Here is a 14,771-nt window from a genome sequence, read left to right on the forward strand (position 1 = left end):
ATGTCTGCATTACTAAAAGATATTGATCCAGAAGGTTTATTAGAATATTCAGTCGTTTATACTGACCGCGCTCTAAACCATATGTCAAAAGCATTTCAGCAAGTGATGAATGATATATCACGTGATTTAAAATCAGTTTATAACGCTGACGCGGTTGCTATCGTTCCAGGTGCTGGTACTTATGGCATGGAAGCAGTGGCTGCCCAATTGGCACAAAACCAAGATACGTTAATCATCCGTAACGGTTGGTTCAGCTATCGTTGGACGCAAATCTTAGAAAAGAACAACATCGGCAATACCACGACTGTTCTTGCTGCTGACCGCATTGAAGATACTGAAGCGCCAAAACCATTCGCGCCTGTTGATATCGAAACCGCTGTTGCCAAAATTAAAGAGCTTAAGCCTGGCATCGTTTTTGCACCACACGTTGAAACGTCAGCAGGTATTATTTTACCAGAAGATTATATTAAAGCGTTAGCCGAAGCCGTTCATAGCGTTGGTGGTTTATTGGTTATTGACTGTATCGCTTCAGGTTGCGTATGGTTAGATATGAAAGCGCTTGGTATTGACCTATTGATCAGCGCGCCACAAAAAGGCTGGAGCAGCACGCCCTGTGCCGGTTTGGTTATGATGAGCGAAGCTGCCGTTAAGAAAGTAGAAAGCACTGAATCTAATAGCTTCAGCCTTGACTTGAAACAGTGGTTGACTGTCATGCGCGCTTATGAGAATGGCGGTCATGCTTACCATGCGACGATGCCTACTGATAGCTTACGTCAGTTCCGTGACACGATTAATGAAGCAAAAGAAATCGGCTTTGACAAATTATGTGACGCACAGTGGGAACTTGGCAACAAGATCCGTGAAGTATTAGAGTCTAGAGATATTGAAAGTGTTGCCGCTGAAGGCTTTAAAGCGCCAGGCGTTGTGGTTTCTTACACCAGCCGTGATGACATGCATAAAGGGACCGTATTTGGTGAACTTGGTATGCAAATAGCAGCTGGTGTGCCACTAAAATGTGACGAGCCTGCAAACTTTAAAACTTTCCGCTTAGGTCTATTTGGTTTTGATAAACTGACTAACGTTGACGGTGCTGTTGAGCGTTTTGAAACGGTACTTGATAAAGTATTGGCTAAATAATCTTATTAACTTGGCAAGCAATTTGCTGAATAATACAGACAATTAAGCGTAAGAGAAATACTGAGCCACTGGTGTAAGCACTGGGTTCAGTATTTTTTTACCTTTTTATTATACTTTATTATATAATGTATTATTATAAATAGAATCTTAAAATAAATACTTAATAAAATTAGGCTAGGTAATCCATTATGAGTATACAAGTAGACTGGCAAGCTTTTACACCCATCTCTTTAGTCGGTGGTTTAATGCTCGGTGTGGCAACCGTCATCCTGCTATTAGGTATTGGACGCATTGCCGGTATCAGTGGTATCGCTTCCAGCTTACTCAAGCCCAAGCGGGTAGAGCCATGGCAAGTCCTCTTTATACTGGGACTTATCGTCTCACCTTTGTTATATAAACTGGTCGCACCGCTTCCTATCATGGAAGTGACCAGCTCCTTACCCTTATTAATCGGTGCTGGTTTGCTGGTTGGCTTCGGTACGCGCTTGGGTTCAGGGTGTACCAGTGGTCATGGAATTTGTGGCAATGCCCGCTTCTCGCCACGTTCGCTGGCAGCGACGGTGACTTTTATGCTGTTCGGTATCTTGACGGTTTATATCGGTCGGCATGTGCTTGGGCTGATTTAAACCTTGACTGATATAAAGCGTATTTTAACAATATAAAATCTGTTATGAACGATTTTAATATTATTAATATGAAGCAATGACAATAAGAGACGATAATGCTAAAAAATATAATTGGGTTACTAGCAGGGTTACTATTTGGGTTTGGTCTACTAATATCGGGCATGACCGATCCGGTAAAAGTGCAAGGGTTTTTGGATGTTTTTGGGGCCTGGGATATTTCCCTCGCGCTAGTTATGGGCGGTGGCTTGATGGTGGCCATCGTTGGCGTGCAATTGGCAAAGCGTCAGCGCAGTAGCTGGATTGGGTCACCAATTGATATGCCAACCAAAACCACCATTAATAGTAAGCTTTTAATCGGTGCGATGTTATTTGGTATTGGCTGGGGTTTGGTTGGTATTTGCCCAGGACCAGGAATAGTGTTGCTCGGTACTGGACAGTGGCAAGCTTATGTATTCATACCTGCAATGGTAATTGGCATGTTTATATATCAGTTACTTGAGCCGAAGCTTGGCTAAAAGATAGCTTTAAAAATGCATAGCAAATAAAAAGGTCAGCTTAATCTTAAATTAGGCTGACCTTTTTTAATGGTTAATATTAATAGCTATTAAGTTATTTTTGGCGAATTGCTACTTTTGACCAAAAACTACTTTAGGTGTTTCATGCGCTAAAGATTTGGCCGCTTGGCGTAACTCAAACTTTTGCACTTTACCGGTACTAGTCTTGGGTATTTCCGCAAAGATAATATGCTTGGGCACTTTAAAGCCCGCTAAATGTTGGCGACAATGCTCAATCACCGTTTCGCGCTGTAAGGTACTGCCGTCATAAATTTCGATAAAAGCCACGGGTACTTCACCCCATTTATCGTCGGGGGCAGCAACCACAGCGCAGCTTTGAATTTCAGATAGTTTATATAAGATGTTCTCGACTTCAATACTAGAGATATTCTCACCGCCTGAGATGATAACGTCTTTAAGTCTATCCATAATCTTGATATAGCCATCGGGGTATTTAACACCCAAATCGCCAGTGCGGAACCAGCCATCAGCAAACGCTGCTTCGGTGGCTTTGCGACTTTTAAGATAACCTTTCATCACCATATTGCCGCGAAGTGCGAGCTCACCCATATCCTCACCATCGGCTTTTACTGGCTCAGTGGTGCCTTGCTTAAAAACGTCAAAGCCAGTCATAAGATGCGATATAACGCCTTGGCTTGATTTCTTTTGCGCGCGGGCGGCAACATCGAGCACAGCCCAATCTTCTTGTTCCGCGCAAACTGTCACCGGTCCATATACTTCGGTCAAACCATACACGTGGGTGATATCAAAGCCCATTTCTTCCATGTGTGCCAGCATGGTCTCTGATGGCGGTGCACCGGCTACCCAACCTTTAACTTCGTGGTTAATGGCATCTTTAAGCTCTGGTTTACCACTGGCCAGCATATTATGTACCACCGGCGCTGAACAATAATGAGTGACTTTATATTTGGCAATCAGTTGCAAAATTAAGTCGGCATCCATTTTTCGCAAACAGACGTTAACGCCCGCGCGCTCAGCGATAGACCACGGAAAGCACCATCCGTTACAATGGAATAAAGGCAGTGTCCATAGATACATCGGATGCTTGGGCATATCCCAATCTAGTATGTTAGAGATGGCGTTGAGCGCTGCACCGCGATGGTGATAGACCACGCCTTTTGGTGTGCCTGTCGTACCCGACGTATAGTTAAGAGAAATCGCATCCCATTCATCTAGTGGTCTTTCCCAATTTTCTAAATTGTCTGAGCTGTCTATTAATTCTTCATAACTCATTTGCCCAAATCTTTCCACATCAACAGCGATATCGGTGGCATGAATGATGATTAAGTTGGGAAAAGTTTCAATAATCAGCTCTGCAAGGTCGGCAAACTTACTATCCATGATTAAAACTTTGGCTTCAGAATGTTGCAAGCAAAAAGTGAGCGCATTAATATCGAGGCGGGTATTTAAGGTGCACAATACACCTGCTGACATCGGTACGCCAAACGCGCATTCAACCATAGCAGGAGTATTCGGCATCATTACTGCGACGGTGTCATTTTTATCAATACCAAGTTTGCGCAAACCGTCCGCGAGTTGCCGACAGCGCGTAAAGGTTTGCTGCCACGTTTGCATAAAGTTATTGTGCTCAAGGTCGTCATAAATGATGGCTGTTTTGTCCGGATATACTTGAGCACTACGGATAATAGAATCAATGGGTGTTAGCGGTTGGTAATTGGCGTCATTTTTACCAAGTCCGGTATGAAAGTCGGTCATGTGATAATCCTTTATCTAAATGAGAACGGTTGGTTTGTGCCATTAGTTGGACAGTGTATTCATAATTATTATAGGTAAGAGGATATAAAAAGTAAGATGAATTCGTAACCTTTTTGCACTGCGCGCCATCAATTTTTAAGAACAACAATTATTGTTCACTCGTCAGTCGCGTGCATGAATGGCTGATAATAATAGTGGTGTGATACGATAGGTGACAACTGTCTATTAATATTATTTATTGATAGAGTAACCTCCCATCGATTCAAAAGGATAATGACATGAGCGCCCGCATCGATACTGCAAGCCACGACCCTAGCATTACTATTGATGCTGCTATTAGCACTACCGATAAAAACGCCCATTATCCGCATTTATTTGAGCCGTTAGATTTGGGCTTTACCACACTTAAAAATCGGGTCGTGATGGGGTCGATGCACACAGGGCTTGAAGACCGCTTTTATAATTATGGCAAGCTTGCTGCGTATTTCGCTGAACGTGCTAAAGGTGGCGCGGCAATGATGATTACGGGTGGTATCTCACCGAATCGTGAAGGCTGGTTGCTGCCTGCTGGCGGCACAATGAATAGCAAAATGGATGTGCGTAACCATCAAAAAATTACCAAAGCTGCGCATAAGTACGATAGCAAAATGATTATGCAAATCTTGCATAGTGGTCGCTATGGTTATCATCCATTTGTGGTGTCCGCCAGTCCCATTAAGTCGCCCATTTCACCGTTTAAACCGCGCAAAATGAGTATTAAAAATATCGAACAAACGGTTAATGATTTTGCTCGCTCAGCAAAATTAGCCAAGCAAGCCGGTTACGATGGTGTCGAGATTATGGGCTCAGAAGGCTATTTGCTCAATCAGTTTTTATCGCGTCATGTTAATAAACGCACCGATGACTATGGCGGTGATATTCATCATCGGATGAAGTTTGCGGTTGATGTGGTCAAAGCCGTTCGCGCTGAAGTTGGCGAAGATTTTATTATTCTATTTCGATTGTCAGTCATTGATTTAGTTAAAGACGGCAACGTTATGGACGAAGTCATCACGGTTGCTAAAGCATTAGAAACTGCGGGCGTGACCATTATTAATACGGGTATTGGCTGGCACGAAGCGCGTGTACCTACTATCGTAACTAGCGTTCCGCGCGCTGCTTTTGTGGACTTTACCAGCGAGATTAAAAAACACGTTAGCATTCCAGTGATGGCAGCCAACCGCATCAATATGCCCGATACGGCTGAAAATATTATCGCCAGTGGTCAAGCGGATTTGGTGCAAATGGCTCGTCCATTCTTAGCCGATCCAAATTGGGTTAATAAGGCAGAAAATGGAGAAGCGGAGCGTATTAATACCTGTATTGCTTGCAACCAAGCTTGCCTTGACCATACTTTCGAGAATAAACGCTCAACCTGTTTGGTCAATCCGCAAGCCTGTTATGAAACCGAATTGGTCTATAAAAAAGTTAAAAAACCTAAAAAAGTCGCCGTTATTGGTGGTGGGGTCGCGGGTATGTCAGCGGCGCACGTTGCCGCCTTACGTGGGCATAACGTCACGTTATTTGAAGCCAAAGATATCTTAGGCGGGCAATTTAATTACGCCAAAGTTATCCCCGGTAAAGAAGAATTCTTTGAGACCATTCGCTACTATATCAATGAGCTTGCACATTTAGGTGTTGAGGTTAAGCTGAATACTAAGGTTGATAAAGCATTGCTAGAAGCAGGCAAGTTTCATCATGTCATCGTAGCAACTGGCGTTGTGCCAAGAAGCCTAAAAGGTAAGCTTGAGGGGGCATATTTGCCGCAAGTGATGAGCTATGCTGAATTGCTATCTGGACAAAAACCTGTGGGTAATACGGTTGCGGTCATCGGTGCTGGTGGTATTGGCTTTGATGTCAGTGAGTATCTCACCGCCAATCACGGTCAGGCATTAGATGAGCTCGGCTCTGAGGTGTTAAAAGACCCAACTTACCGTCCAAAAGCGCAATCGGTGAGCGAGTGGCGCGAAGAGTGGGGCGTGACTGCTGATCCTGACTATCAAAGCGAAGGTGGTCTCATCGAGACTGGCGACATTACCCCCATTCGCCAAGTGTATATGATACAGCGTACCAAAGGTCGCATGGGTAGTGGTCTCAATAAAACCTCTGGCTGGGTACATCGCGCGCATGTTAAGTCGCATGGCGTCATCCAAGTATCGGGCGCACAGTATGAAAAAATCACCAATGAGGGCATTTGGATAACCAATAACCAAGGTCAAAGCCAGCTATTACGTGTCGATAGCGTCGTGGTCTGCGCGGGTCAAGAGTCAGTGGTTGAGCTAATGCCTAATGTCGGCGATGCCCCTGATGCGCAATATCATCTAATCGGTGGTGCAAAATTGGCGGCTGAGCTGGATGCCAAACGTGCGATTCGTGATGGGGCTGAGGTTGCGGCGGGGATTTAGCGGTTCAGTAATAGAGAACACCAAACGGTAGGGGAGTTCTTTCCTGCCGTCTGCTTGTATCCATTTAATTATTGTAATTAGAGGCAAAACATACTTTTCCTTACACAAAAAAAGCATATAGCCTCTAAGACTATCTTGTCTGATGAAGGTCTAATGCTCGAAATATCGTCAATGATTGGATTATATCTAGTTATAAATTAACTAGATATTGAAACTTAATTTATATATTTTTCTTTTTGATATATATTTAATAAAGAAATATTGTGGCTTCCATTACAGTATAAGCAGTTTAAGCAATATGGAGCACAATAAGGACAAATGATTAAGTCATACATATCCTTTCTTAAACCTTTTAACGCATATTGCGAAAGATAACCGAAGCCTTCGCAGTCATTACAAATTATGGTACGGATAGTACCTTCTGCGCATCTCATACAGGGTACAGTTTTATGCTTTCTAGTAATATACTCTTTAGCAGCTATGTACATAATTTTCTGCCAATGGTTCGTAGGAAAGTCTTCTGAATAAATGACTGGATCCAGTAATATTTCGCAAACATCATTTAAGTTGAGCCCGTATCCCGTTGTAGCACTTATTTGAGGGAGCAATACACTAAGTTGTTCACCGGCCGATGCGGAAAACCTTTCACCAAGATTAAATATACGAAAATGCTCTTTTACGCGTCTTTTTTGAAAATTCTCCCAATTAGTTGGTGGGTTTACATCATATTCAACAACTATGTCAATATTTCCTTTTAATATAAATCGAGCGCTTAACCATTGTTCTTCAAAATAGAATTTTTCATCAAGATATGGATGTAAGATTTGATTATCTTTAATAGTAGCAAACCCGCTACCTTTTCCATACTTATTACAGCGTTCACAAGATGGCACTAAATTTAGAGGGGAGATAGAAAACTGTGGATACTTTGCTTTCGGTAAGTAATGATCTAACTCTATAGGAGAACCTATACCACAATAAAAACAAATACCTAGCGCATTAGTCATAATTTTGTCGTAAATTTTACGCGCTGGCTTACCCTGTTTCGCAAAAAAGTTGGTATATATTTTGGTCATCTCTGAATGCAATAAATTTGATATAACTACTAGGTCTGTATTTTTTTCTTTATCATATCTTCTCAAAGAATAAAGCTCTTGTACCAAAGCCTTTGCTTTATATTCAGAATAGGATTGTTTTAATACATCTGTTGCCTCATAAAACCTATTCTTCAAATATTTATCCTTTTTTATTCCTTCATGGCACAAACTTATAGCTGAATCACTAGAAGGTATTTCCGTTTTAATCCTTCTCATTTTTTAACCTACTTTCTGTAGAATGTAATAAGGATTTTAATATTAAACGAGCCTCAAAACCAAGTTGGTTGTTATAATCTTCCATAATACTTTGATATGTTCCTCCTACCGAAACCGAATGTTCCAGTAAGTTATAAAAACCTGATTTAGTAACCTCTAAACCGAATACATCTCTTGTTAGAATACCAACATTCTCACCGAAGGTTTCAATCTCAGGACGAAAACATCTTGTTTCCTCACCTGATCTGATAATTTTCCATACACAAGATTTAGGTACCTCTTGGAGCACAACAGGCGAGTGCGTTGCAATTATGGCTACACCATTTTGGTGGATTAGTAGATCTGAAAGAGTTCTAATAAAAGCGGATAATAAAGGTGGATGCAGATGACTTTCAGGCTCATCAATCAATACTAAGGTTTTTTCTTCTACAGTAGCCAATAAACGTGTTAAAGTAATTAAGACAATAGCATGACCCGAGCTCATGCCTTGAATCTTCTCTAATCCTATTCTTTCTATCTCATTACCTGTGTAATTAACCAATTCTTTTAGATTCATTTCAGAGAAATTGTTATCGGACTCTAAGGTCTGAATGGCAGTTAACCAACGATCCTTTTTGAGGTGAATACATACTTTTAAGGCTTTAATAAACTCGTCATGTAACTCATTGATCTCTTTGAGACCTTCCTTATCGTTACTTTTTAAACCTATATAGCTGTAACAGGTGCCTTTTGTAGGATCATCCTGCTCGTCATAAGGTTTGAAAGGATCAAAGGCACTAAATGAAATAGAAACCATTCTACTAAAGTACTCACTATTAATATCCACTTCTCGAGAGCAAAAATCTTCGGTAACAAAATTAACAGCTTGTTTTTTATTACCTATAACTGCATCAATCATTCCATTTAATATAGTAGTTTTACCTATCCCGTTTCTACCAATTAATACGTGAATATTAGTATTAGGTTGCGATTCAGGATATACCTCAAATTCAAGTTTAATATCAGAAAAGCCATTCAAACCTTCACGTTTAAATTTAAATCTAAATTCAGTCAAAGGTGCTCCTCCTCTAAGCACTCGATAATACTGATTTCTTACTGTAGTTAAGCTTGTAGACCTTAATAAAGATTCTTTAAAAACGTCTTCATCTAATATACTGTTAATAATACTATTATCATGAACAATATCGTTCAGAGATTCTAGTAAACCGTTTTTGAAATATTCTGATAAATTTCTCATTTTCCTATAGTAATCAGTGTCTATGCCTAAAGAGAAATAATTACTATCTAATTTCTCTATAACCTTTCCAATTTTTGATGAGGTACGTTCTCCGATTTTCTGATTTTTAAAACCTATCTTTACTAGTCCAATTTCTTGCTTTTTTCCACTTTCATCTATTACTAATAGGTTAAACATAGTATAAAAACTATAATCGTTCCAATTATCAATGACTAGATATGCAGTATTTCTATTATTAAAGGATATATCTCTGTAGCTGTTTATAACGTTTATGATCATTATGGTGCTCATTTAAGTTTTCGAATAATATTAGGGGTAACAGATATAAGTGTAAATGAGGATTAATTACAGCGACAATGTAAAAACACTAACACTCTATCCTCCCAACCATACACTAAAATCCTCAATTTGCGCTACCAATTCAGGATACGCTTTGTCCAGCTCATCAAGTTTGGCTTGAATCTCATGCTTATCGTATTTAATAAAAGCATTAGGGCAATAGAAGTATTACCCTAATGCTTTTTACTCATTTCAGATAATAAATCGAGTTGCATTTCTTGTATTTCAGCCAGCCTATCCCATTGATGCATTAATAGATGATCAAGTTTTTCATGTAAGTGTTGAATTTCAAGCTCGGCTTTTAGGTTAATTTGATAAATATTCTTACAAAATACCTTAGATAATGATAAAGCCGTAGACCTTGCTATTATTAAAGACGGCAAATTTCTATATGAGAATTAATATCAGATATATAGTAGCGATTTGTATATAAATAGTTTTTCTATGGCAAAAGCCATCACCACTATGTTCTATCTTAGAGTAGTTAAGGCTTTTATTTAGATATAAATTTGGGACAGTATGTTAGTGAGGTTGAGAAAGTGTTTGATAGTTTGGCTGTGCAGTGGTGCGTTTTTTTATTCGTGAGAATGAATCATACAACGCAAAACATTAAAAACATCAGGCTGATCGACAGAAGAAAATACAATGAAGACATTGGCTATTACGGGTATTTTGTGCAAGTGACCTTCAAACTTTAATCACTGAAAATATTTACAAAATATATTAATAAAGAAAATTTAATTGTAGGTTGCTAATCTGTTGGTATACCATCTGCCATAGGAGTTTGGCTGGAAACAGCAATTTAGCACCAGCGCGAACTACGGTAGCAATAACGGTGCAGCCGTTGGGAGATTACATCATCAAAGTCAGTTTTTGGCGTCCCTCCAGTATAGAATGGAAAATTTTAATATGATTTTGAAAGCGCTTTTCTTTATTGTTGCCGTTGTCGGTAGCACCATTCTTATTGCCCGATTGACTTTTACCATTCCAGAAATAGAAGGGCGAATAGATACAACAGTGTTGCCAAAAGCGACGAGCGGACCCTTAGCCGAGTCACTGATTGAGCTTGAAGCTGCACATGAAGGGCTAACAGGGATTGCACCACTGCAAAGTGGGGCTGACGCGTTTGCTGCACGTATACTCTTAGCAGATGCAGCTGTCTCGAGCATTGATGCTCAATACTATATCTGGCATGCTGATCTAACGGGTACTCTGCTACTTGATGCTTTGGTTCGCGCCGCCGATAGAGGTGTGCGCGTTCGGCTATTGCTAGATGACAATGGTACAACGGGAATCGATACTGAGATAGCAGCGCTCGTTGCCCATCCGAATATCGAAGTGCGGCTGTATAATCCCTTTAATCTGCGCACGGCGAAGATACTGTCTTATGGGTTTGATTTTTTCCGACTAAACCGAAGAATGCATAATAAATCCTTCACGGTAGATGGGCGCGCGACAATAGTTGGTGGTCGAAACGTCGGTGACGAATATTTTGGCACCGGTTCGACGCCACTTTTCGTTGATTTTGATGTTATGGCGGTAGGTGATATTGTTCCGCAGATCGCTGCTGGTTTTGACCGTTATTGGGCGGCGTTATCTGTTTATCCAGCAGATTTGATCGTCGGAATACATAAAGTGAATGATCCGATTGGCACTCGATTAGCTGGATTTAAGGGCGATTCACAGATGAGCGAGTACAAAGCCATTTTGGATAGCTCGAACATCGTGGCAGCTCTTGCGGCAGGAGAGCTTGATTTAGAATGGACAACGACTGTGTTAGTGAGTGATGATCCAATAAAAGGACAAGGAGCCGTGCCTCGTGAAGATTTATTGGCAAGCCGACTAAAGAATGCTGTAGGTGATATCAAGACACGCTTCGATGGGGTTTCGGCCTATTTTGTTCCGGGTTCTGGGGGCGTCGAAGCCTTTGCTACGCTTGCTGCGCGCGGTGTCGATGTGCGCATGCTGACCAACTCGATGGAAGCAACAGATGTTCTGCCAGTTCATGCCGGTTATGCTAAGCGCCGCAAAGCCATGCTTGAAAGTGGCGTTGGTCTTTTTGAACTACGTAGCAAAGCGGCACCTGATGCCCGATCTAACCGTTTAGGGCCGTTCGGATCGACAGGCGCTAGTCTCCATTCAAAGACCTTCGCGATTGATGGAGAGCGAATTTTTGTGGGATCGTTTAACTTTGATCCTCGTTCTACTAGATTAAACACCGAAATGGGTTTGCTCATCAACAGTGAGCAGATGGCGCAAAAAGTACACAAAGCATTCGATGAAGGAATAAAGGGGCTGGCTTGGCGCGTTGAACAGCGCGATGGAAAGCTGGTTTGGATCGATTCCAATACGGGTTCGGTAAGCACTTCGGAGCCTGGGTCTAACATTCTACGCAGTATCGCTTTGACAGTCGTAGGGTGGCTACCTGTCGAATGGCTTTTATAGTCAAAAAATATTGCTATATGCAGACACGAGCTGCAGAAAATTCACTTACGCATTTATTTTCTTAGAGAACGTTATATGAAACGTGTTCTACAGCCTACCACGTGCCAATACTCTTCATTGAAATCCAAGGCTCAATAGGTTCTAAGCGTTCACCATCTTGCAGTAGCTCAATTGAGATATTATTAGGGTCTTTAACGAAAGCCATATACCCATCTCTAGGCGGTCTTAATATATCAACACCAGCCTGCATAAATTTTTCGCATTGCTCATATATGTTATCAACGCTAAAGGCAAAGTGCCCAAAGTTGTCGCCATTGCTATACTCTTTTTCGTCCCAGTTATGAGTAACCTCAATCTCTGGCGCACCGTCATGAGTCGCTAAAAAATATAAACTGAATCGTCCTGCTTCAGAGTCCTTTTTTCTAAGTAGTTTTAAGCCCATTAGCTCACAATAGAAAAATAATGTATCGTCTATTTTATTGGTTCTAATCATAGCGTGTAGGTATTTCATAAAAATTCCTTATAATTTATTGTTATCTAAAGGTTTTGGCTATAAATTTTCAGTTTATAGCTACGATACTACGGAAAGATTCATATTCCATCAAATCCAAAATTCTAACCTTCCATCTCACCAACTAACCACTTTGAAAAGTCATCAACCTGCGCTAATAAGTCAGGTTGCGTTTGTTTTAATTCATCCAGCTTAGTCTCAACATCATTCTTATTATATTTAACCCCTGTCAGCGTGTCTTTTAAGGTATCAATCAATTCCACATTTAACGCATCAGAAAAGATGACGACTTCGCTAATGACCGCTTGCTTCACATCCATATGTAAATCAATCATGCCCCAATCAAAGCGCGTCTCCAATTGATGTGAGAACTCAGGGGTTTTGCCGAAGCGCCAGTCCCAATCTGACATTTGCTGATAGTATTTATTAAGATTAGGCTGCTTGGCAAGACTGGCCTCATCTAACTCCTCTACTTCAACTGTTTGACCATAGTACTCACAAAAGGCTTCGATAATGGCAGCAGATAAGATTTCGTGATTAATCGTATTATTAAATTCAACCAAATTAGCAACGCGAGAACGTACCGATTTGATGCCTTTCGCTTGTAATTTGAGCGGATGCGGATTGAGATAGTCGCCCAGCTTTTGCATATCAGCGTTGACCAATAAAGTACCGTGATGAAAGCTGCGATCGGCGGCATGTTTAAAGGCACTGCCTGATATTTTTTTATCGCCAACTTGCATGTCATTACGCCCAGACAGCGTGGCATCGATGCCTAATTTTTTAAGGGCATTGATGATGATGGTAAAGTTAGCCGTCTGGTCATACTCGTCTTTAGGCGATAAAAAGGTAAAGTTGGTATTGCCCAAATCATGAAAGACCGCGCCACCGCCGCTTTGACGGCGAGCTAGAAAGACATTATCTTCTTCCATTTTGTCAGTCTTGCATTCCACCCACGGATTTTGCGAGCGCCCAATGACGACGGTTTCAGCATTACGCCATAAAAATAGGGTGTGTGAATTGGCATCAAGCGCTTGGAAAATCCAATCCTCGGTTGCCAAGTTAAACCAAGGATTGGTCACCGCCGATTTTAAAATACGTAGTTTCATTTATTTATCCTTTTTATAATAGGGTTTATCAATTAGCTTTTATAGATTGGCTTTTATAAATTAGATGCAGTCATACTTACTGGTTTGCGATAATTTTAGCAAGTGTGACTGCTTATGTGGGCATCACTCAACGTTATAATCCACGCAAATTATGCTACTCAAGCAGTCTCTATTATTACCCTCTTCCCATGGTGAAAGTATTGGCAATATTTCTGTTAACTGATAGCGCGGAATTGCCCAATTTTCAATTTTATTGCCATTATTATCTTTGCTTGGCACGGGATACTTTTTCTTACGCTCTCGGTCGGAAAGTGTCATAAAGTTAAGAAAAATTTGTGCATCTTGAGCCAAGGTACTGTTAGAGCGTGTGGTTAACTGTGCCATTGCTTGTGTGTATTTGGGGTCCAGAAATTCATGTATAGCATCATCTGTCCAGCGGGTATTGTCTGAACCATAGAACAGCACATAGCGATACATATTAAATAAGTTTTTCGCATCTTGGCTAAAATAGCTTGTTGGGTAACGCTGGATATAACTTTCCCAAAACTTAGCACGGGCAATCACTTCGTTAAAAGATACCGCAACCGCCGCATCATTCCAAAAAATATCTTGGTTGTCTTGTGCCATACGCTGAATAAACTTGGCTTGATCGGCGGGTAGATAAGGGATAAACAAGTCAGCCATTGCCTTTAGGTCATGATGAAAGATAAAGATACCTTCGCCTATATACAGCACGCTAACGTCCGCTTTACTCGCTACCAGTTCAATCAGATATCGTCTACGTGGGCTCAATGCTTTTAGTTGCTTGACCGATAATTTTTGGCCTTGTTGGATGGTATTTACCACATCGTAAAAGTTTTCATCATCCATATAACTATTGGAACCTAAAAAACGTCCGTACAGTGCTTGATACTCCTTTAGCCATTGCAGAATCTCTAAGTTATCAGTCATTGGCAAACAGGCATTTAATTGACGTTGGATAGCATGAATATCTTCAATTTTACTTTTATTATCAATGTTCTTCATAGTGTCACTGAGCTTAGTGCAAACCAGCTTATTTGTTAACTGTTCTTCAGACAATGCTACCAATGCATTGGTTAAGGCTCTTGGCGTTTTCGCTTCTATTAATGGCTGCGTGCTTGGTTCTTTGACCGTTTCCTTTGACGTTGATTTGGTGTCGGGCGTTTTTGGCATATCAGCTGGAGGCTGGCAAGCGCTCGTAGCAAATAATAGGCTTGCTCCCATTATGAGTGTTAATGTAGTCTTTTTCATAGGTTGCATCCTTAGGTTAATCTTATTAGCTTAATAGAGTTATAAGA

At 40.9% G+C, this 14,771-nt stretch carries 11 protein-coding genes and 1 pseudogene; 5 read left to right on the forward strand and 7 right to left on the reverse strand.

The features are described from left to right. From ES754_RS07970 to ES754_RS07980, 3 genes are all read left to right on the forward strand, one after another. Entirely contained in the window at nucleotides 1–1,137 is a 1,137-nt protein-coding gene (locus ES754_RS07970) for an aminotransferase class V-fold PLP-dependent enzyme (RefSeq protein WP_147223653.1), read from the forward strand. Between the two features lie 188 nt (nucleotides 1,138–1,325). Further along, entirely contained in the window at nucleotides 1,326–1,763 is a 438-nt protein-coding gene (locus ES754_RS07975) for a YeeE/YedE family protein (protein WP_147223654.1), read from the forward strand. A gap of 95 nt (nucleotides 1,764–1,858) precedes the next feature. After that, nucleotides 1,859–2,278: a DUF6691 family protein gene (locus ES754_RS07980; RefSeq protein WP_201538809.1), complete on the forward strand. Its 420-nt coding sequence runs from the start codon at nucleotides 1,859–1,861 to the stop codon at nucleotides 2,276–2,278. A 111-nt stretch (nucleotides 2,279–2,389) separates the two neighbouring features. Here ES754_RS07980 and ES754_RS07985 read toward each other — a convergent pair whose 3' ends face one another. Next, on the reverse strand, nucleotides 2,390–4,054 hold the full coding sequence (locus tag ES754_RS07985; RefSeq protein WP_147223656.1) for an AMP-binding protein: 1,665 nt from the start codon (nucleotides 4,052–4,054) through the stop codon (nucleotides 2,390–2,392). Nucleotides 4,055–4,332: 278 nt separating this feature from the next. Here ES754_RS07985 and ES754_RS07990 point away from each other — a divergent pair, with 278 nt between their 5' ends. Then, nucleotides 4,333–6,498 (forward strand): FAD-dependent oxidoreductase, encoded by a 2,166-nt coding sequence (locus tag ES754_RS07990; protein WP_147223657.1) that lies wholly within the window; start codon nucleotides 4,333–4,335, stop codon nucleotides 6,496–6,498. A gap of 215 nt (nucleotides 6,499–6,713) precedes the next feature. Here ES754_RS07990 and ES754_RS07995 read toward each other — a convergent pair whose 3' ends face one another. From ES754_RS07995 to ES754_RS12520, 3 genes and pseudogenes are all read right to left on the reverse strand, one after another. Continuing rightward, on the reverse strand, nucleotides 6,714–7,811 hold the full coding sequence (locus ES754_RS07995; RefSeq protein ID WP_147223658.1) for an HNH endonuclease family protein: 1,098 nt from the start codon (nucleotides 7,809–7,811) through the stop codon (nucleotides 6,714–6,716). After that, nucleotides 7,798–9,327 carry an AAA family ATPase gene (locus tag ES754_RS08000; RefSeq protein WP_147223659.1) on the reverse strand — a complete coding sequence of 510 codons (1,530 nt, stop codon included), beginning with the start codon at nucleotides 9,325–9,327 and terminating at the stop codon, nucleotides 7,798–7,800. The genes ES754_RS07995 and ES754_RS08000 overlap by 14 nt, the downstream gene beginning before the upstream one ends. Before the next feature lie 233 nt (nucleotides 9,328–9,560). Beyond that, nucleotides 9,561–9,710: pseudogene (locus tag ES754_RS12520) on the reverse strand (DUF1003 domain-containing protein); the annotation flags it as partial. Between the two features lie 571 nt (nucleotides 9,711–10,281). On the opposite strand from ES754_RS12520, the gene ES754_RS08005 reads away from it, so the two are divergent. Continuing rightward, nucleotides 10,282–11,832, forward strand: a complete 1,551-nt coding sequence (locus ES754_RS08005) for a phospholipase D family protein (protein ID WP_227677882.1) — start codon at nucleotides 10,282–10,284, stop codon at nucleotides 11,830–11,832. Between the two features lie 94 nt (nucleotides 11,833–11,926). Here ES754_RS08005 and ES754_RS08010 read toward each other — a convergent pair whose 3' ends face one another. The 3 genes from ES754_RS08010 to ES754_RS08020 all read right to left on the reverse strand — a co-directional run bounded on the left by ES754_RS08010 (nucleotide 11,927) and on the right by ES754_RS08020 (nucleotide 14,724). Further along, nucleotides 11,927–12,343, reverse strand: a complete 417-nt coding sequence (locus ES754_RS08010) for a VOC family protein (RefSeq protein WP_147223660.1) — start codon at nucleotides 12,341–12,343, stop codon at nucleotides 11,927–11,929. Nucleotides 12,344–12,447: 104 nt separating this feature from the next. After that, on the reverse strand, nucleotides 12,448–13,452 hold the full coding sequence (locus tag ES754_RS08015) for a lipoate--protein ligase (protein WP_147223661.1): 1,005 nt from the start codon (nucleotides 13,450–13,452) through the stop codon (nucleotides 12,448–12,450). Between the two features lie 123 nt (nucleotides 13,453–13,575). Further along, nucleotides 13,576–14,724 (reverse strand): hypothetical protein, encoded by a 1,149-nt coding sequence (locus ES754_RS08020; protein WP_147223662.1) that lies wholly within the window; start codon nucleotides 14,722–14,724, stop codon nucleotides 13,576–13,578. Between the last annotated feature and the right edge of the window lie 47 nt (nucleotides 14,725–14,771).

Origin of the sequence: Psychrobacter frigidicola (genome assembly GCF_007997305.1) — a bacterium.
GTDB lineage: Bacteria > Pseudomonadota > Gammaproteobacteria > Pseudomonadales > Moraxellaceae > Psychrobacter > Psychrobacter frigidicola.